Origin of the sequence: Streptomyces sp. cg36 (genome assembly GCF_041080675.1) — a bacterium.
Taxonomy (GTDB): Bacteria; Actinomycetota; Actinomycetes; order Streptomycetales; family Streptomycetaceae; genus Streptomyces.
This window is the reverse complement of sequence record NZ_CP163520.1, coordinates 4,716,155-4,735,851: the sequence shown is the minus strand read 5'-3', so window position 1 is coordinate 4,735,851 and position 19,697 is coordinate 4,716,155. Positions and strand designations below refer to the sequence as shown.

9 protein-coding genes are annotated in these 19,697 nt (G+C 71.6%); 1 reads left to right on the top strand and 8 read right to left on the bottom strand.

Annotated features, from left to right (window positions below):
- Window positions 1-75: 75 nt before the first annotated feature.
- The 5 genes from AB5J87_RS21035 to AB5J87_RS21015 form a co-directional block, all read right to left on the bottom strand.
- The gene (locus tag AB5J87_RS21035) at window positions 76-1,350 is read right to left on the bottom strand and encodes a cytochrome P450 (protein ID WP_369378442.1); all 1,275 of its coding nucleotides are present in this window, start codon (window positions 1,348-1,350) and stop codon (window positions 76-78) included.
- A 3-nt stretch (window positions 1,351-1,353) separates the two neighbouring features.
- Complete coding sequence (locus AB5J87_RS21030) at window positions 1,354-2,343, bottom strand: nucleoside triphosphate pyrophosphohydrolase (RefSeq protein WP_369378441.1); 990 nt, start codon at window positions 2,341-2,343, stop codon at window positions 1,354-1,356.
- Window positions 2,344-2,365: 22 nt separating this feature from the next.
- Complete coding sequence (locus AB5J87_RS21025; protein ID WP_369378440.1) at window positions 2,366-3,025, bottom strand: SurA N-terminal domain-containing protein; 660 nt, start codon at window positions 3,023-3,025, stop codon at window positions 2,366-2,368.
- Between the two features lie 61 nt (window positions 3,026-3,086).
- On the bottom strand, window positions 3,087-3,521 hold the full coding sequence (locus AB5J87_RS21020; protein ID WP_369378439.1) for a GtrA family protein: 435 nt from the start codon (window positions 3,519-3,521) through the stop codon (window positions 3,087-3,089).
- Window positions 3,518-4,543: a glycosyltransferase family 2 protein gene (locus tag AB5J87_RS21015; protein ID WP_369378437.1), complete on the bottom strand. Its 1,026-nt coding sequence runs from the start codon at window positions 4,541-4,543 to the stop codon at window positions 3,518-3,520. Before AB5J87_RS21015 ends, AB5J87_RS21020 begins: the two co-directional genes overlap by 4 nt.
- A 189-nt stretch (window positions 4,544-4,732) precedes the next feature.
- Here AB5J87_RS21015 and AB5J87_RS21010 point away from each other — a divergent pair, with 189 nt between their 5' ends.
- Window positions 4,733-7,192 (top strand): YfhO family protein, encoded by a 2,460-nt coding sequence (locus AB5J87_RS21010; RefSeq protein WP_369378436.1) that lies wholly within the window; start codon window positions 4,733-4,735, stop codon window positions 7,190-7,192.
- Window positions 7,193-7,217: 25 nt separating this feature from the next.
- Here AB5J87_RS21010 and AB5J87_RS21005 read toward each other — a convergent pair whose 3' ends face one another.
- The 3 genes from AB5J87_RS21005 to AB5J87_RS20995 form a co-directional block, all read right to left on the bottom strand.
- Entirely contained in the window at window positions 7,218-8,087 is an 870-nt protein-coding gene (locus tag AB5J87_RS21005) for a glycoside hydrolase domain-containing protein (protein WP_369378435.1), read from the bottom strand.
- A gap of 107 nt (window positions 8,088-8,194) precedes the next feature.
- Complete coding sequence (locus tag AB5J87_RS21000; protein WP_369378434.1) at window positions 8,195-8,698, bottom strand: SUKH-3 domain-containing protein; 504 nt, start codon at window positions 8,696-8,698, stop codon at window positions 8,195-8,197.
- Window positions 8,688-19,565, bottom strand: coding sequence for a LamG-like jellyroll fold domain-containing protein (locus AB5J87_RS20995; RefSeq protein WP_369378433.1), 10,878 nt, complete (start codon window positions 19,563-19,565; stop codon window positions 8,688-8,690). Before AB5J87_RS20995 ends, AB5J87_RS21000 begins: the two co-directional genes overlap by 11 nt.
- Window positions 19,566-19,697: the final 132 nt, after the last annotated feature.

Here is a 19,697-nt window from a genome sequence, read left to right as displayed (position 1 = left end):
CCGTCGAGTCGAGGGGTGAACGTAGCCGTACTCGAACGCTTGTCACAAGTCGATGGACCCGCGATAACGCGAAAGTCACAGTTTTGACGTACCGTCAGTTACGGCGGGCGTGAACTCGACCGGAAGGGTGCGCAGTCCACGCATGATGAGCCCGCCGCGCCAGCGCAAATCAGCAGGATCCACCGCCAACCGCAGGTCAGGAAGGCGTCGCAGCAGGGTCGCCAGCGCCGTCCTGGCCTCCAGCCGGGCCAGGGGCGCGCCCAGGCAGTAGTGGATGCCGTGCCCGTAGCCCAGGTGCTGGTTGTCGCGGCGGCCGAGGTCGAGCACATCGGGGTCGGGGAAGCGGTCCGGGTCGCGGTCGGCGGAGGCGAGCACCACCAGCACCGGGTCGCCCGCGGCGATGTCCTGGCCGCCGATGCTCAGCGGCCGGGTGGCGAACCGCCAGGTGGCCAGCTCCACCGGGCCGTCGTAGCGCAGGAGTTCCTCCACCGCGGTGTCCAGGAGCTCCGTCTCCCCCGCCACGAGCGAGGCGGCCAGGCGCGCCCGCTGCTCCGGGTGGCGCAGCAGCGCGTACATCCCGTTGCCGATGAGGTTCACGGTCGTCTCGAAACCGGCGAACAGCAGGATGAAGGCCATCGCCGCCGCCTCGTTCTCGCTGAGGTGCTCGCCGTGGTCGCTGGCCCGGATCAGCCCCGAGATGAGGTCCTCGCCCGGCTCCTCCCGCTTGCGGTGGATGAGTTCGAGCAGATAGCCGCGCATCTTCTTCACCGACCGGGCGACCCCGCCGCGCGGGCCGCCGCCGTGCCGGATCATCATCCCGGCCCAGTCGCGGAAGTCGTCCTGGTCCTCGCGCGGGACGCCGAGCAGGTCGCAGATGGCGTAGATGGGCAGCGGGAAGGCGAACTCGTGGATGAGGTCGGCCTCGCCGCCCGCCGCGAACCGGTCGATCAGCGCGTCCGTCAACTCCTGCACCCGGGGCGCGAATTCGGCCACCGTACGGGGGGTGAACGCCTTGGTGACCAGCCGCCGCAGCCGGGTGTGGTCCGGCGGGTCGATGTTGAGCAGATGCGTCATCAGCTCGGCCTTGCGCTCGCCCGGGATGCCCGTCTTGCCCTTGGCGTGCGCGCGCTCGTCGTGGTGCGCCGGGTTCTTCGACAGCCGCTGGTCGGCGAGCGCCTGCCGGGCGTCGCCGTACCGCGTCACCAGCCACGCCTCCACGCCGCTGGGCAACGTGGTCCAGTGCACCGGCGAGTTCTCCCGCAGCCATCCGTACGCGGGGTACGGATCGGTGGCGAACTCCCAGGTGAACATGGCGGGAACCGGCCCGGAGGGCTCCATGGGGCAGGACATCGCTCAGCTCGTCCCCGCCGTGCGGGCCGCCTCCGCCGCGCGGATCGCGTCGCGGTAGGCGCGCGCCGCCGCCCGCAGGGCCGCCTCCGGGTCCACGCCCTCGGCCTCGGCGGCGACCGCCAGGGCGAGGAGGCGGTAGCCGGCGCCCTCCCCGGCGGGCAGCGGCACCGCCAGCTCCCCGATGCGGGCGCGGGAGGCGAGCTTGGCCGCCAGCGCCAGGGCGGGCTGGCCGAGCGGGACGCCGTCGGTCACCGACTCGCGCCGCTTCTCCGCCGCCTTCTGCCGCAGCCAGTGCTCCCTGACCTCCTCCGGCGTCTCGGCCCGCTCCTCGCCGAAGACGTGCGGATGGCGGTGGATCAGCTTCTCCACGATCGTCGCGGCCACGTCGTCCACCGAGAACGGCTCCGAGCCGTCCGCCGGGTCGCCCTCCTCGGCGATCCGGGCGTGGAAGACGACCTGGAGCAGGACGTCGCCGAGCTCCTCGCGCAGCTCCTCGCGGTCGCCCTCCTCCACCGCCTCCACCAGCTCATACGCCTCTTCGAGCGCGTACTTGGCGAGCCCCTTGTGGGTCTGCTGGGCCGACCACGGGCACTCGCGCCGGATCCGGTCCATGACCTGGACGAGGTCGAGGAGGCGGGCGCCCGGCAGGTCGTAGGAGCCGGGCAGCAGCTCCAGGTCCGGCATGGCGACCCGGCCCGAGCCCGCGAGCCGGGCCAGCCCGTCGGTGAGCCGCCGGTCGCCCTCGCCTGCGGCCAGCACGATCACCGTGCGGCCCCCGGCGCACGCCTCGACCAGCTCCCGGGCGTCCGGCGCGGCCGTGACGACCTCGACGCCCGCCTCCCGCAGATAGGGCAGCTGCGGGTGGGCGGGGTCGGCGCAGAGCACCCGGTCGGCGGCGCGCAGCGCCTGCCAGGCGGGCCAGGACAGCAGTCCGGGCGCCACTCGGTGGCTGGCGGTGAGCAGGACGACGCGGCCGGGTTCTTCGAGAGTCACCTCCCGAACCTACCCCGACCCGTCAGCCGGTGACCGCGGCGTCCTGCTGGGGGCCGGTCTTGGTGTGCTGGGCGATCCACGGCGTCTTCCGGTCGGTCAGCTGGATCGCCTTGTCGTCCCAGGTGCCGTACCGGGGGTTCACGTCGATCTTCAGCTTCTTCGACGCCTCGGTGAGGGTCTTGGTCACGGCGGCCTGCCCGGCGGGCGTGGACAGGTCGGCGCCGGTCGCGGCGGCCAGCTTGGTCAGCTGCACCTGCTCGCGCACCGCGTCGTCGATCTGGTCCGGGGCGACCCCGCGCTGCTGGAGCAGCATGTCGGCGAACGCCTTCGCGCCGCCCGACTGCTGGGCCATCGCGGCCCGCGCGTCCTGGAGCTCCTTGCGGCTGACGCTCACCCCCGCGTCGGCGGCGGCCCGGTCCAGGACCCGGTCGAAGATCAGCCCGTGCAGCTTGGCGCGGCTGAGCTGCACGGTGTTCTTGATCAGCTGGGCGGCCTGCGGCGAGTCCTGCTGCGCCGTGCGGACGTCCTTGACCTGGGCCTGGAGCGCGGAGACGGGGATGCGGTCGCCCCCGACGACGGCCGCGGCGCCCGGATGGGCCTCGCTGCCGCAGGCGGCCAGGAGTGGTCCCGCGCCCAGGAGCGCGGCGGAGAGGGCGAGTGCGGTGCGACGGCGGCGGTGCAAAGGAGCCTCCCGGCGGATCGTGCGACAGTGCAGCGACCTGATGACCTTGCGGTGATCGATGTTAGGCAGTCGGAGTGGCCCGGGCCACTGATTCGCCCAACGATTCGGCCGCCCCGGGGGTCTCGGGCCGCAGCATGATCGTCCGGGAGAGGACGAAGGTGACCGGAATGGCCGCCGCCGCGGCGATCAGCGGGGCCCAGGTGCTGCTCTGCCCGAGCAGGTCCACCAGGACGTACATCCCGGTCGTGGTGATCACGAAGTTGGCCGCGTTGGTCAGCGGGAACAGCAGGAACTTCCGCCAGGTGGGGCGGGTGCGGTAGGTGAAGTACGAGGTGAGGAAGAAGGAGCCGACCATGGCCAGCAGGAAGGCCGTGACGTGCGCGACCACATACGGCACCCAGGGCAGGAAGAGCAGGTAGAGGCCGTAGTAGGTGCCCGTGTTCACCACGCCCACCAGGGCGAAGCGCACGATCTGGGCGGCGGTTCCGGACTTCATCGGCGGGCGAACTCCCGGTCGCTGTTCCCACGGTCGCTGTTCTCGCGGTCGCCGCTGTTCCGGCCGGCGCGGCCCGGCTGGCGGGGCACTCCGCCGTCCTGGCCGGAAACATTCGTCGACTGCACCAGAAAGTGCGGGCGGCGCTTGACCTCGTAATAGATGCGGCCGACATATTCGCCGACCACTCCCAGCATCACCATCTGCACTCCGGCCAGCGCGGTCACCACCACGATCAGGGTGACATATCCGGGGGTGTCCACGCCGTTCACCATCGCGACACCGACGATCCACGCGGAATACGCCATGGCGATCCCGAGCAGCAGCATGCCCAGATAGACGGCGGCCCGCAACGGCTTGTTGTTGAACGAGATGACCCCGTCCAGGCCGTAGTTCAGCAGTTTTCCGAACGTCCAGGCGGAACGCCCCTGCTCACGCACCGCATTCTCGTAACCGAACGTGGCGGTCGGGAATCCGACCCAGGAGAAGAGCCCCTTGGAGAAGCGGTTGTACTCGGTCAGTTCGAGCACCGCGTCGACCGTCCTGCGCGAGAGCATGCGGAAGTCTCCCACGCCGTCGACCAGTTCCACATCCACGAGGCGGTTGATCAGGCGGTAGTAGAGGCGCGCGGTGAGGGTGCGGGTGACCCGGTCGCCCTTGCGGGTGCGCTGGGCGATCACCTGGTCGTTGCCCTGGGCGTGCAGCTCCATCATGCGCGCGATGAGCTCCGGCGGGTGCTGGAGGTCGGCGTCCATGATCACCACGGCGTCCCCGGCGGCGTGCCGCAGCCCGGCGAGCATCGCCGCCTCCTTGCCGAAGTTGCGGCTGAAGGAGACGTAGCGGGCGCGCGGGTCGCGGGCGGCGATCTCCTGGAGCAGCGCGAACGTGCGGTCCTTGCTGCCGTCGTCGACATAGAGGAGTTCGAATTCGGCGTCCAGCCGGGAGATTTCCTTGGTCACCTGATCATGGAAGCGGCCGATGATCTCCTCTTCGTTGAAGCAGGGCACGACAATCGAGATGAGCACGGTTCTCCCCCGTCGACGCGGAGTGCGGAGTACGGCTGTGGCAGTCAACGAAGAACAGCCGGGCCAGACGTCGCGGGCGGATTCACCGAATGACGGCGGGGCGTCGATTAAGTGAACTGAACGCCCGGGCCGCTGATTTACGTGCACGGGTCCGGCATATTCGACGGCAGCGAACAGCAGAGGATCCCCATGCCGACTCTCGAAGCCGTCCAGCTTCCCCCCGCCGCCCCGGCCGTGCGCACCGGGACCGGCCGCCCCCGCGCGCGGGCGTCCGCCCTCGCCGCGCTGATCACGGTCGTCGCCGTGTGCGCCGCCGACGCCGTCGCCCGGACCTTCCCCTTCGGGCGGCACACCCGCGGCGTCAACGACCTGGGCAACCAGTTCGTCCCGTTCCACGCCCACCTGTGGGACCTGCTGCACGGCCGCGCCCACGGCGGCGCCCTGGTCAACTGGCAGTCCGGGTACGGCACTTCGTTCCTGCCCGACATCGGTACGTATCTGGGCAGCCCGTTCGCCCTGCTGGTCGGGGTGTTCCCGCGCGACGAGATCGACCTCGCGGTGTACGTGGTCACCGTCCTGAAGATGGCTTCGGCGGCCGTCGCCATGACCGTGCTGCTGCTCACCCTGCGCCCGGGGGCGGGACGGCGCTGGGCGGCCGGGGTGCTGGGGGCGGCGTACGCGCTGTGCGGCTGGTCGGTCATCGAGGCCACCTACAACACGATGTGGCTGGACGGTCTGATCGCCTTCCCGATGCTCTGCCTGGTCGGCGAGTGGGCGCGGGAGCGCAGGCACCTGCTCGTCGGCCCGGTCGTGGTGGCCCTCGCCTGGACCGCGAACTTCTACACCGCGTACATGGCGACCATCGGGGCCGCGCTGGTCCTGCTGCTGCGGCTCTTCCTGGCGCAGGACGCGCCGCGCGAACGGGTGTGGGCGCTGGCCCGCGCGGCCTGGACCACCGCGCTCGGCATCGGCCTCTGCGCGCCCGTCCTCTTCACCGTCTTCCTCGGCACCAAGCACGCCTACCCGGGCTGGAGCAAGGAGTTCGCGCCGGTCCCGTGGAGCGACTTCCTGGCCCGCTGGCTCCCGGCCACGTACAGCTTCTCCAGCCCGGCGCTGTTCCTGGGCACCGGCGCGCTGCTGCTCGCGGGGGCGCTGGCGTTCAACCGGGCGGTGCCGGGCCGCGAGCGGTACGCCTGGACGGGCCTGGCCCTGCTCGTCGCCCTCTCCTTCCAGTGGAAGCCGACGCATCTGGCGTGGCACGCCTTCCAGACGCCCAACGGCAGCCCCTACCGCCAGACGTTCGTGCTCAGCGGCATCCTGGTGATCGCCGCGTGGATCTGCGTGGCGGACGGCCTGCCGGACCGGCGCGCGCTGCTCGGCGGCGGCGGGGTGCTGGGCGTCATCGGCGTCGGCGCGGCCTTCAGCTCACTGGTCTCGCCGTGGTCCTACCCCCTCTTCCTCGGCGGCCTCGCGGCCGTCCTCGCCGGGCTCTTCGCCGCCTCGCGCTCCGCCGGGCGCCGGGGCGTCGTGCTGCTCGCGGTGGCCCTGCTGGCGGGGGCGCAGACCGCGCAGGCGGCGGTGACGGTGGCCTACGGCGACCGGGAACGGCTGCACCGGCTCGACAGCTACCCCGCGTGGGGCGCGGCGCACGACGCGCGCGAGGCGGCGGTGAGCGGGGCGGACGGCTGGCCCGCGTACCGCACCGACCCCGGTCGGCGCCAGCTCACCGGCAACGACCCGCTGCTGATCGGCGGCGAGGGCGCCTCCTACTACAGCAGCCTCACCCCGGACGTCCTCACCAGGACCCTGACGGCGCTGGGCGGCGGCTGGACCTCGCGCGGCCGGTCCCTGCAGAGCCTCGACAACCCGGTCACCGACGCGGTGTTCGCGGTCGGCGCGCGCGTGCACGCGGAGAAGAGCGGCGCGGTGACCGTCACCCGGGCCCCGGTGCCGCCGCTGGTGACGGTACGGGGCGGGGCGGGCGCCCCGGCGTACGGGAAGTCCCCCTTCCGCAACCAGGAGGCCCTGCTCGGGGCGCGGGTCTACACCGTGCCCCGCACGGTCGCCGAGGGGTGCCCGGCCGGGCGGGAGGCGTTCTTGTGGGCGCCCGAGTACACGGGCTGGGCGCGGCTCGGCACGACCGGGAAGTGGGTGGAGTTCCGGGGCGGCGCGCCCAAGCGGCGGGCGGCGCTGGCCCCGCTGGGGATCTCGGCGGGCCCGTCCTCGCGGGTGGAGCTGCGCCCCGCGTACCGCAAGGCCCAACTGGGCTGTCTGGACCGGGCCGCGCTGACGGCGGCGGTCGGCCACCTGCGTACCACCGGGGCGACGGACGTCCACGTCACCGACAGCGGGGTACGGGCGGTGCTGCCCGCCGGGGCACGGCGGACCGCGGTGTTCGCGATGCCGCGCATCGCGGGCTGGAGGTGCGCGGTGGACGGCGGCGCGGCCCGGCCCGCGGGCTCGTACCTGGGCCTGGTCTCGGTGGAGCTGCCCGGCTCCGGCTCCCCGACCCCGGTCTCCTGCACGTTCCGCCCGCCGGGTCTGAAGGCCGGGGCGGCGGCAGGCGCGGCGGGACTCGCCGGGCTGGCCGGAACGGGTGCGCTGCTGGCGGTACGCCGACGGCGGGCCGGGGCGCCGGTGCGCCCCTGACCCGCCGCGCGGTCGCGTCCGGCCGCTACTTGGCGACGACCGCGACCATGGAGTCCCAGGCGTTCTGGTCCACCGTCAGCGTCACACCGCCGTACGTCTCCTTCTTCTCGATGGCGTACTGGTGGCCCCGGCGGTGGACCGGCCACTTGGCGCCGAACGGGTAGCCGGTGGTGGTCGACGCCACGCCGTCGTAGGCCGCGTACCAGATCGCGTCCGGCATGTCCGTGCCCGGCGAGACGGCGGCCACGGCGGCGGCGCCGGAGGTGGCGAAGCCGTAGAAACCGGTGCGGTAGCCCTTGGCGTGGGCGGCGCGGTTCCAGGCGCGGGTGTAGCTGAGGACGGTGTCCTTGCAGGAGGTGTTCTTCAGGTCGAACCCCTCCACGTCCAGATAGACCGCGCTGCCCGGCCGCATCCCGAGCGCGGCGGCCTTCGCCCCGGCGTCGGCGCCGTCGGTGGCGCCCAGCGAGGCGGCGTTGGCGGCCGTCATCTTCTCCGGGTTGCTCCCGGAACGGCACGGGGGCTGCGCGCCGACGTAGAGGGGGATCAGCTTCCACCCGACGGCGCTGACCGACGTCACCCAGGAGGCGGTGAGCTGCGGCTGGGCACACCCCCGGTTCTTGCCCCCGATGTAGACGGCGGCGGCGCCGTACGGGGAGGCCGTCTTCCACGCCTTCATCTGGGCGAGGGTGGGGGCGGTGCAGGTGTCGAAGGCGCGGCCGGTGAAGGTGGCGGGCTTGGACAGCGAAACGGGCCGGGCGGCGATGCCGCCGGTGGCCGCACTCCCGCTCCCGGAGGAAGCGGCCTCGGCGGTGATGGCCCCACCGACGAGCAGGGCCGCGCCGCCGAGGGCCATGGCTATGGTGCGGTGCTTCTTGGACAGGCGGTGACGGGCCACGTCGATCCTCAACTGGTCACAGGGAAGGGGCAATAGCGAAGTAAAGAGGGGAGGGAGCGCGCCGAGCACGCTCCCTCCCCCCTCGTGGTACCGCGACTTGTCAGGCGCTACTCGAGGAACTCATGCCGGTACACGGCCTCCGGCGGCACCGGAAGGCGCGGCTCCAGCGGGCTCGTATCGAGCACGAGCCTACCCAGGCCCTCCAGCGCGTCCGCGCCCAGCCTGCCCAGGACGGCGTCGAAGGCCCCGTACAGGGCGCCGCTCTCGCCGACCAGCAGGACGCAGTTTCGACCGCCGAACACACCTACCGGGTACACGGGTTCACCCGCCGCCCGGCTCCAGGTGGTCACCCACCCGGTGATCTCCGGGGTGATGATCTCCACGTCCGACTCGGACGCGCTGTCCCGGGGATCGGTGAAGACCAGGCGCAGCCCGCCGAACTCGTCGAGGAACGCCAGGGCCGCCCGGGGAGCGGGTCCGTACTCGGCGACCAGTCCGGCCGCCGGGGCGGTGCCGGACGCACGGCCCGGCACCCACCCCGCGGTCCGCAGGACGCGGCGGGCCGCGTCCTCGTACCGCTCTTCGCCAACGTCAGAAGCGTCAGAATGCATCGCCCGGCCTCAAGTGCTTGAACAGGTCCACGGCATCGTGGAACGTCGCCGCGCAATTCTTGCAGAACGGCATCGGCGCACCCGTCTTCGTGTTGACGGTCAGGAACGCCAGGTTCGGACGTGCCGACGCACCGGCGTCGAACGCTCCCGTACAGGCTCCGATCTCCGCGCAGCCCTCCACGTCGGGCCACGGCTCCAGGGACGACTTCGGCATGTGCTCGGTGATCTCGTGGTCGAGACCGTGCCGGCCACCCATGGTGGCCGCCTCGCCGCGGAAGCCGACGCCCGTGATCTCGCTGCCCTCGCCGGCTGCCCGGTCGAAGGCGATGGAGACGGTGGTCGGCGGCTCCACACCGTGCTTGGCCGCATCGGCGAGGACCTTCTGCCGGTGCGCCTTCAGCGGGTCGGTGATCTTGTCGATGATGCCGTGGGCCTCGTCCTGCCCGATGTTGCAGTTGTGGACGAGAACCGGCGTGTCCCCCGCCTCCACGAAGTACGTGTGCAGCGACCCGATCGTCAGGTCGTACGTCGTCGTGTTCGCGTGGTACAGGCGGACGCCCGTGACCTCGGCCGTGCCGGTCGGGGTCTGGAGGGTGTCGCCCTCGTGGAGGTCCTTCGCCTCCACGAACGCCGACTGCGTGGCGTCGTAGAACGGGTGGTGGAACGTGGTGGTGAGGTGGTCGCCCTTGGCGGTCACCTCCGCCGCCTGTGCCTTCTGCGGGGCCGCCGTCAGCGCGCCGAGGACCGCCGCCGAGGCCGCGAGGCCCAGCGCCGCCCTGCGGACCGCCTTCTTGACCGTCGCGCCGCGCTTCGCCGCCTTCACCGTGACGTCCACGAAGTCGTGGTCCGTCTTGGTGACGATCACCGCGGTGACCTTGTGCGACTCGGTGGCGGAAGCCCCCGGCACCGCGTTGGCGACGGTGTCGCCGACCTTGATCCTGTCGATGGCCTTGGTCGACCCGTTGGCCATCAGCACCTTGGTGTTGCCGGTGAAGCTGTGCGGACGCGTGCAGCTCGCGGCGGATTCGCTGCGGCCACCGGCCCCTTCCGCCTCGGCCCTGGACGCCGCCGTCTCCGTGGCGTCGCGGGCCGCGGTCTCCTCCGCCGCCGCCCCCTTGCCGAACAGACCGCCCACGGCCTTCATCGCCTTGGGCGCGGCCTTCGCCAGCAGGGAGCCGCCGATCTTGCCGAGGACGCCGCCGAGCGCGCCGGATGCCGCGCCCTCCACCGCGGAGCCCGCGAAGGCCCCGAGGCTGCACTGGTCGCCGCCCTTCTGGGCGCAGGCGAAGCCCTGGGTGACCAGGGAGCCGACCGCTCCGGCGACCGCCGCGCAGCCGATGGAGCCGACGCCCGCGGTGACCGCCTCGCAGCCCATGAAGACCGCCGTGGAGACCACGAACGAGGTGATCGCGGCGGCGTGGTTCTTGACGAAGGTGGCCGTGCTCTTGGCCGCCGTCACCGTGGCGTGGTACGCCGTGCGGGCCGCCTTGGCGACGGTGTGGACGGCCGCCTTGGCGGTCTTCTTCACCGCCGTGACCACGCGCTTCACCGTCTTGGTGACCTTGTGGTAGGCGGTGTGCACCGCGTGCACCGCCGCGTGGTAGACCCGCTTCACCTTGCGTACGGCGTAGTGGTAGACCCGGCGCACCACGCGGACCGTGGAGCGGTACACGTCACGGACCGTGTGGACGACCTTCTTCGCCACGTGCTTGGCGACCTGGACGACCTGGTGCACCACCTGGACGGCGGCGTGGTAGATCGGCGCCGCGACCTGGTGGACGACCGCGGCGGCCTTGTGGACCACCTTCTTGGCGCCGCACACCACGTCGTACCAGGAGCAGTTGCCGGACTGGTCCGTGCCCGCGAGCGGGTTGTCGTTGACGTACGCGAACGGGTTCGCGGACACCGAGTTCGGGACCGGGTTCAGCGAGATGGAGTCCTTGTTGCGGAACTGGCCGGTCGCCGGGTTGTACCAGCGCGAGGCCGTGCCCACGTCGCCCGAGCCGGGCTCGGTCCAGCCGGACTGGAAGCCGAGGTGGCCGAGGACGGTGTTGGTCCCGACGCCCTTGCCCAGCGGGTCGTAGCTCGCCGAGCCGGAGAGCGCGGTCGCGCCGGCCGTGAAGGTGCCGATGACGTCGTCGTGCTGGTCGGTGAGGGCGAGCGCGCTCCCGGAGGAGCCGTTGCCGATGCCGACCACGCCGCCGGACGGGTCGTAGGTGTAGGTGTAGTTGCCGTCGGAGGCGATGGTGTTGCTCGCGCCCGAGTACTGGAAGGTGCGGCTGCCCTGGGTCGCGGAGTCGGTGTCGGTGATGTTCCGCCCGGCCGCGTCCAGGTTGTAGGCGTGGGTGCCCGCGGTGATCTGGGCGCCGAACGCGTCGGTGGTGAAGGCGACGGTGCCGTCCGACCCGGCCTGCTGGGTCATGGTGCCCCGGGCCGAGTAGCTGTAGCTGTGGTTGCCGTCCGAGGTCAGCTGGTCGCGGGCGTCGTAGGTGTAGACGTCCGCGCCGACCCGGGTGCGGTTGCCGGAGGCGTCGTAGCCGTAGGCGGTCGTCGTGGAGCCGTTGTTCCACGAGGTGAGCCGGTTGGCCCAGTCGTAGGTGTAGGTGTGGTTGGCCGCGCCCGGCACCCCGGTCGTCGCCTTGGACGTCAGGTTGCCGTTCTTGTCGTAGCCGTAGCCGACGGAGGCGAGACCGGTGGCGCCCTGCATCAGGGTGTCGCTGGTCAGCCGGTGCGCGGAGTCGTAGCCGAAGGTGCGGGTCTGGCCGGTGGCGCCGTACTTGATCTGGGAGAGCTCGTTGAGCTTCCCGTACGTGTAGGTGAGCCGGTTGCCGGTGGCCGCGTCGTCCAGGGTGGACAGCCGGCCCGCGGTGTCGTAGCCGTACGTCGTCGTACCGGCCGCGTCGGTGCGGGTCAGCGGGGCCGAGTCGGCGTTGTAGGTGAAGCTCGACGCACCGGCGGAGCCGGACGCGGAGAGCAGGTCCCCGCGGTCGTCGTAGCCGAACGCCTCGTGGGTGGCCGACTGGTGGTCGGCGTTGCCCGTGATGCCCGCCTCGGCGGTGTCGGCCGTGAGGACCCGGCCCGACTTGTCGTAGCTGAAGGAGCGGCTGGCGGTCGCGGCGTCCGCGCCCTGGCCGTCCATGGTCAGCACCCGGTCGTTCTTGTCGTACGTCAGGGACGTCGACGTGCCGCCCGGCTTGACCGCCTTCACCATCCGCCCGTCGGCGTCATAGCCGTAGGTGGTGGTGGTGTCCGCCGCCGAGGTGTACTGCGCGGTGGACGGCTCGGTCACCTTCTCCTGCTGGCCCCACGGGGTGTAGGTGTAGCGCCAGGAGTTGCCCCGCCCGTCGGTGAACCGGGTGCGGTGGCCCGCCTGGTCGTAGCCGAAGCTGGTGGTGATCGACTCGGTGGCGGAGACCGGCTGGACCTCCTGGGTGACCGTGCCCGCCGCGTCGTAGGTGAAGCGGGAGGTGTGGCCGTTGGCGTCGGTCGAGGCGACCGCGTTGCCCACCGCGTCGTAGCTGACCGAGGACTGGGCGAGCAGGGTGTCCGACGCGTCGTACTGCTTGTTGTACGTCGGCTGCCCCTCCGCGTTGTAGTCGGTCTCCGTCCAGGTGTTGTCCGGCAGGATCGTCTTCTGGGGGTTGCCCTGGAAGTCGTAGGTGTACCGGGTGGTGTTGCCCGACGCGTCGGTGACCGAGGTGGTCTCGCCCGCGCGGTCGTAGCCGTACGAGGTGGTGACCCCGCCCGGCGTGGTGGTCGACGACACGTGCGTGCCGTACGGGTTGCCGGAGGTGACCGCGTAGGAGTTGGTGCTGGTCAGCGTCCGGGTGGACGGGAAGCGCTCCAGGGTGGTCGAGGTGAGCTGGCGGCCCAGGTAGTCATAGGTCGCCTGGGTGCTGGCACCGGTGCCGTCGGTCACCGAGAGGGGGTCGCCGGCGTTGTCGTAGGTGCTGCGCGTGGTCGCGCCGTCGGGCCGGGTGACCCGGGTGACGCGGCCCAGCTGGTCGTAGAGGTAGCTGGTGGTGCGCCCGCCCGGGGTGGTCGCCGACGTCTGGTTGCCCTCGCTGTCGTACGTCCAGGTGGCGGGGGCGGTGACCGGCGCGCTCTCCCCGGCCGGGGTGTACCGCGGCAGGGTCTCGGAGACCTTGTTGCCGCCGGCGTCGTAGGCCGTGGTGGTCACGTCGCCGTTCGGGCCCTGCTCCTCGACGGCTTCGCCGAAGGTGTTGAACCCGCTGGTGGTGACGGGCCGCACGGTCACCGGGCCGGTGCCGTCCGCCTCCGCCTGGACCGCCGGGGCGGTGGTGACCGCCAGGTTCCCGGCCTCGTCGTGGGCGTAGGTGGTGGTGTTCTGGTTGGCGTCCGTCATGGACGTGCGCAGACCGCGCTTGTCGTAGGTGTACGTGGTCTTCTGCTCGTCCGAGGAGGCGGCGGTGCCGCCGGTGCGCCCCTTGCCGTACAGCGAGGTGACGTCGGCGGAGCTGAACGCGCGCTGGTAGACCTGCACGTTGGCGACCCCGCCGGGCAGTGCGTCGCCCAGGGTGCCCGCGTACTTGGCGCCGCCGATGACCAGCGGGCCGTGCGCGCTCCAGGGCGCGCTGTTGGTGGCGCTGCCGGAGAGCGTGCCGTTGACGTACACCTGCACCGCGCCGTTGGTGGCGTTGTAGACGCCGACGACATGGGTCCAGGTGCCCGCGACGGGCTTGGCGGTGGAGTAGGCGGCCGGGAACGAGGTGCCCGCCGCGTCGGTGCTGGTCTGCTCCATGGACCACAGCGGCGCGTTGGTGTGCGCGTAGTTGTACTGGAGCATGAACGCGCTGTTGGTGGTGCCGGTCTGGGCCACCACCGTGGCGTTGTGGGTCGGCAGGGACGCCATGTTCACCCACGCGGAGACCGTGTAGGAGGCCGCGGTGTCGAGCACCGGGCCGTTGGTGGCGATCTGCTGGCCCCCGTTGCCCGCGAAGTTCGCGGCGGAGCCGTCCCACGTCACGCCGGTCGCGGCGCCGGTGTTGCCGGAGCCGGAGGCGTCGGTCACGGTCGAGCCGGACGACTGGTCCAGCTTCCACCAGCCGCTGGGGTGCCCGGCGGCGTCCCCGTAGAGCGTCTCGGCGATCTTGTTGCCCATCGCGTCGTACGCGTGGGTGATCGTGCGGTCCCAGCCCGAGGCGTCGTGGCTGTTCTCGGTGGCGACCTCGTCGTCCGGCGTGTAGGACACGCTGGTGACGCGGTTGACGCCGGTCGGGTCCACGGTGGTGGAGGTGTTGCGGGAGGCCGCGTCCACCGTGTTGTTGACGACGGTCTCGCCGTTGTCGCTGGCCGTGGAGACCACGTTGCCGGCGGCGTCGTAGGTGTTGGACTGGAGCACGGTGGAGCTGCTGCCGTCCGCGCTCTTCTTGGTGACGGTGGCCGTCAGGCCGTTGTCGGTGTAGGTGTACGACGTGGTCGCGCCCATGGCGTCGGTGACCGACGCGAGGCGGCCCGCCGGGTCGTAGGCCCGGGAGGACTCGGTGAGCAGCGACGGCGTCTGCGGGTCGGCCGGGTCGCCGCCGTACATGACGCCCTGGGTCAGCAGCTGCCCGTTGTCGTCGTAGGTGTAGCGGGTCTCGGTGCCCGCCGAGGAGACCTCCTTGGTCTTGTTGCCCTGGCTGTCGTAGGTGTAGGTGACCGTGTTGCCGTTGGGCGCGCCCGCGTTGGCGTTGGCGTCCTTCTTGGTGGCGAGGTGGTCGTAGGCGTCGTAGGTCTGCGTCTCGGTGCGTGTGGAGTCGCCGCCGCTCGCGTCCGCGACGGACTGCGAGGTGACGTTGCCGTCGACGTCGTACCCGGTGCTGGAGACCGCCGCGTGCGCCGCGCCGGTGACCCGGTCGGTGAGCTGCGGGTCCTTCTCCTGCACGACCTGGCCGTCCGCGTCGTACGTGTACGACGTGGTGAGCCCGGCCGGGTAGGTGTCGGAGACGACCTTCTTGGTGAGGACCTGGCCGACCCCGTCGTAGGTGTACGAGGTGACGAGGCCGACGGCGTCGGTGGTCGAGGCCACGTCGCCGTTCTTCAGGTACGCCACGGAGTTGACCGCGCCACCGGGGCTGACGGTCTTCACCGGCAGGCCCTTGGGCACGTTGCCGCCGTCGGCCGCCGGGTAGGTGGCGGTGCCGTCACTGAAGACGGTCGTGGTGGTGCGCCCGCCCGGGAAGCCCGCCACGGCCGGACCGGTGATGGTGGTCTGGTTGCCCGCGCTGTCGTAGCCGAACGAGGTCAGATACGTGTTGTCCGTCTCCGAGGCGGAGCGCCCGTCGCGGCGGGTCAGCAGGATGTCGTTGCGCGGGTCGGCGGTGGTGAGCTGCGCGGTGGTGTCGTCCGGGAAGTAGCTGAAGTACTCCGTGGAGCAGGCGTTGGCCGCCTGGTTCTGGCAGGTGGTCGTGGAGACCGTGTTGCCGCGGACGTCGTGGCCGGTGACCGTCGTCGCCCCGTTGGGGTTGGTGACGGTGTGCTCGAAGCCGCCGGTGTCGTAGCCGAAGCTGGTGGTGTTGCCCAGCCCGTCGGTCTCGGTCAGCGTGCGGTTGTTGTGGTTGACGTCGTACTGGTAGGTGAGGGTGGCGTCGGCCGGCGAGGTGACCTTGACGGTCGACACCGGCAGCAGGCCCGTGGAGTTCTTGGCGGCCTGGAAGTGCGCCGCCGCGTCCTGCGCGGTGAGCGCCGTGCGGTAGGTGGCGGCCTCCGCCAGCGAGCCGTTGAAGTACACGGTCGCCGGGTAGGGCAGTCCGGCCCAGCCGGAGCCGGTGGTGGCGCCGCCGAGGTAGTCGGTGGTGCGTCCGCCGGTGGTCAGCGCCGCCGTGCCGGTCTTGCTCGCCGCCTGGGTGCCGTCCAGGTAGAGGGTCTGGCCGGTGCCGGTCGCGGAGAGCAGCGCGTGGTGCCACTTTCCGTCGGTGACCGTGCCGGTGGTGCCCATCTGGACGGAGCCGGAGGTGGTGTAGAAGCCGCCGTACAGCTTGTTGTCGGTGCCGATCCACAGCTGCGGGGTGGTCGAGGTGACCGTGCCGCCGATCGGCCCGTTCTGCGCGTTCAGCAGGATCGCGCCGCCGTGCGTGGTGGCGAACCACAGCTCGGCCGAGGCGGCGGTGCTGCCGGTCTGGACGTCCGGGACCCGCACCCAGGAGCTGGTGCCGTTGAACGCCGCCGCCTTCTGGTCGGCGAAGGGACCGGTGGCCCCCAGCGTCACGTTGCTGTAGGTGCCGGTGCCGCCGCGCGTCTCGTCGGCCGCGCCGCCCGCCCCGGCCGCCTCGCCGAGGCGGAAGTAGGTGGCGGGCGCGCCGCCGAGGACCGCGCCCCGGTAGGTCTGGCTGGAGCCGGTGACCGTGGGGGCGCCGAGCTTCCAGACGCCGCCGTTCTCGTCGGTGAGCTGGGTGAGCGCCGCGCTGCCCGGGTCGTAGGCCATCGCCGCGTACGTCTTGCCGGACGGGCGGGTGATGGACGACAGCAGGCTGGCGGTGTGGGTGCCGTAGCTGTAGAGCGCGTCGACGTCGGCGGCCACCAGCGGGCGGTCGTACCAGGCGGCGCCCGCGATGGAGCCGTTGAAGTAGGTGGCGTAGCCGGTCTTGCTGGTGCTGCTCTGGTGCGGCTGGTCGGGCCAGTTGCCGCCCAGGAAGCCGGTGCCGAGGTAGTTGAACGGCTGGTTCTTGCCGAAGGCGGTGCCGCTCTTGATGGAGACGGTGCCCGAGAGCGAGCCGACCTTGGCGTTGTCGAGGAAGAGCGTCTGCGAGTTGCCCGCGGCGGAGAGCACCACGTGGTGCCACTTGCCGTCGGCGACCGACGCGGAGGTGGTGAGCGGGGCGATGCCGCCGCTGTACCAGAACTCGGCGTTCAGCTTGCCGTCGCCGCCGACGTAGAGCGACGGGGTGTAGTAGCCCGCCGCGTTGCCCGCGTCGATGGGCTGGGAGGCGTACGAGTAGAGCACGCCCGGCCCGGCCGACGTCTTGAACCAGAGCGACAGGGCGCCCGAGTCGGTGTTGTTGCCGGTGTCGTTGGGCAGCGCCACCGCGGAGGAGGTGCCGTTGAACCCGGCCGCGGTGCCGCCGTTCGGCGGGCCCGCCTGGCCGAGGGTGACGTTCTTGTAGGTGGCGTCGAGGGTGTTCTCGTTGCCGAGGACCGCGTCCTTGGCGACCGTGCCGGAGGCGTCCGACAGCGGCCACATGGCGCGCGGGCCGAGGTCGAGCGAGGCGTTCTGGTACTGCGAGCCCGCCGCGTAGGTGTACTTGGTGCACGCGGTGGTGGAGGACGGCGGGCAGACCGAGACGAGCTGGTCGCCGGTGTAGCCGTAGGTCCAGGTCAGCGCGGTGGACTGGTTGCCCGCGACCACCGGGTCGGTGACCACGGTCGCCACGTGCGCGGCCAGCGCGCCGGACGGGGTGGACCAGGTGACGTTCAGGGCGCGCCCCGAGACGGCCGAGGCCATCTTGCTGACGTGGCCGCCGCTCCAGGTGAGGGTGAGGGACCGGCCGTTGGCGTCGGTCACCGAGGTGAGGCCGTAGCCGCCGGAGCCCAGCGCCTGGGTGAAGGCGTAGACGGTGTCGTCCTTGTCGGTCAGCGAGTAGCCGCCGGTGACCGACTTGAAGGTGGCGAAGCGGCCGGAGCCGGCGGAGAAGCTGCCGTCGCCGTTCTTGCCGAAGCCGACCTGCGAACCGTTCGGGTAGGACACGACCGCGCCGGTCACCGCGCCGGAGGCGCCGTACTGCTCGGTGGCGCGGGTGTCGAGGATGGCCGACCAGCCGGCGCCGAAGGAGCCGGTCCAGCGCGGGTCGCGGGAGTTGTAGTCGCGCACCACGTCGAGGCTGGGTCCGACGGTGGATATGGAGGCGTCGGTGTCGGTGGTGGTGTAGTTGCCGCTGGAGGCGTCGAAGCCGTGGTCGCTGCTGTTCTGCGACAGGCCCGAGGTGATCACCGGCTGGGGGACCTGGATCTGCAGCGCGTACCAGTCGGCGGCCGGGGTGTAGAGCGAGCCGTCGTAGCCCTGGACCGTCCAGTAGTAGGTCTGGCCCCACTTGAGCTTGCCCGCCGGGACGGTCCAGTCGCCGTTCGCGATCAGGCCGGAGTCGGCGACCTTGGTGTTGGTGTTGTCGTAGACCTGGAAGTCGTACTGCGGCGTGGTGGTGACGTCGTCACCGGCCCAGGCGGTCAGCTCGGGCGTGGTGGTGCCGACGACCGCGTTGTTGTTCGGGTACTGCTGGTAGATCTGCGGGGCCGCGTTGCCGGTGTAGGTGACCGACATGTACGGGCCGAGCGCCGGGTCGTTGAACGAGCCGAACTGCTTCCAGTGCAGGGCGTCGTTGGTGGCCGCGTAGACCGCGAGGCCGTAGTCCGGGGTGGTGCCGTTGAACCAGCCCTGGAGCGCGGTGGTGCTCAGCGGCACGTCGACCCAGTCGCCCACGGTCCGGTCGGCGCCGGTGTTGGCGCACGCCTTGGGCACGCTGGGGGTGGCGTTGCCGATGGAGGCGCCGTAGGACGGGCCCGGGTAGCCGGTGACCGAGGTGGGCGTCCACGCCTTGGTGACCAGGGCGACGTCGAACCGCTCGGGCGTGCAGGTGGAGGCCCAGGTGTCGAAGAGGTGCAGGGTCGCCGAGGTGACCGTGGCGTGGGTGCCGTCCCACGTGTTGTACCAGTGGTTGACGTACGAGGCCGCCGAGTGCGGGCCGGAGTCGTAGGAGCCGACCTTGACGGTCTGCTCGGAGGAGTGGTCGCCGGGGGCGCCCGACTCCGCGTACGTGGTGGTCCAGCCGTCGGTGACGGTCGGGTCGACGGTGACCGGGAAGACCCGGGCGCGGTCGTGGAGCCAGCGCGGGTCGAGGGTGACCTTCAGCGCGGTGCCCTTGCCGTCGCGGACCAGCTGGTAGCCGACGGCGTGCGTGGTGGCGGGGTCACCGGAGCGCGGATCGACCTTCGCGTCGTAGGCGTACGCGGAAGGGATGCGCTCGACGGTCCGGCCCGCCGAGTCCAGCAGGCCGATGGAGCCGTCCTCGGCCTGCCGGGCGGTCAGGCCCTTGAGGTCGAGGGGGAAGGTCCAGGTGTTCCCGGCCTTCGCGGAGTGCAGGACGATCGCTTCCTTGAGCCCGGTCGCGGTGGGCGCGAGCTCCAGGTCGGTGTCGGGGAGCACGTTCGGGTAGCTGACCTTGGAGCCGTGCGCCGTGCCGGTGACGGCGGCGGCGCCCTTCAGGCCGTAGCTGAGGGCGTGCGAGCCGTCGGTGGCGAAGGAGGCCAGCGCGGAGTCGGCGCCCTTGGCGGCGAAGTCCACGTCGAGCGAGTTGGCGCTCTCGTGCCAGCGGTGGTCGGGGCCCGCTCTGACGTCCACGTCGATCGGCTGCCAGTCGCCCTTGTCGTCCCGGTAGTTCACCGGGGTGAGGGCGACCTGGCGGGTCGTCGTGCCGTCCGCGTTGTCGAAGACCGTGGCGGTACGGGAGGACTTGCCCGGGTTGCGGTGGCTGGTCCGGGCGTTGAAGCCCTGGGCCGAGCGGCTCTTGCCGCCCTTGGTGGCCTTCGCGTACGGGTGGTAGGCGTCGAGCTCACCGTGGCCCTTGCCCGGCTTGCGGCCCTTGCCCTTGTTCGCCTTGGTGGCGGCGGCACTGGCGTGGTGGCCGTGCCCGGCGGCGGTGCCGCCCTGCTGCTTGGGGAGCGAGCCCCAGTGCGGGTCCTTGAACCAGGAGGTGAGCGAGCTGAGGCCCGGCAGGGATATCCGGGTCAGGTGCGCGTCGTCGGCCATGGCCTGCTGCGTGGTCAGCATCAGCGCGAGGGTGGTGAGCAGGAACATCGCGATCCGCCGCTGTCTGCGGCGGACGTGCGAGGCCCGTCTTCTCGGGGAGGGACGGGCGGGTGGACGTGGACGCACGGGGGCGACTCCCAACGGAAAGAAAGGTATAGACATATGCGCGAGACAAAACGCGCCCGATCTTGTCCGTAAAGAGCACCTAAATGACAGTCAGCAGGGTTTTTCTTGGTGGCTGCTTGAGCAACCCCTTAC

Excerpts from the sequence above, each read along its gene's own strand:
- AB5J87_RS21000 (WP_369378434.1), bottom strand. The coding sequence starts at position 8,698 with ATGCATTCTGACGCTTCTGACGTTGGCGAAGAGCGGTACGAGGACGCG.
- AB5J87_RS21010 (WP_369378436.1), top strand. The coding sequence starts at position 4,733 with ATGCCGACTCTCGAAGCCGTCCAGCTTCCCCCCGCCGCCCCGGCCGTG.
- AB5J87_RS21035 (WP_369378442.1), bottom strand. The coding sequence starts at position 1,350 with ATGTCCTGCCCCATGGAGCCCTCCGGGCCGGTTCCCGCCATGTTCACC.
- AB5J87_RS21020 (WP_369378439.1), bottom strand. The coding sequence starts at position 3,521 with ATGAAGTCCGGAACCGCCGCCCAGATCGTGCGCTTCGCCCTGGTGGGC.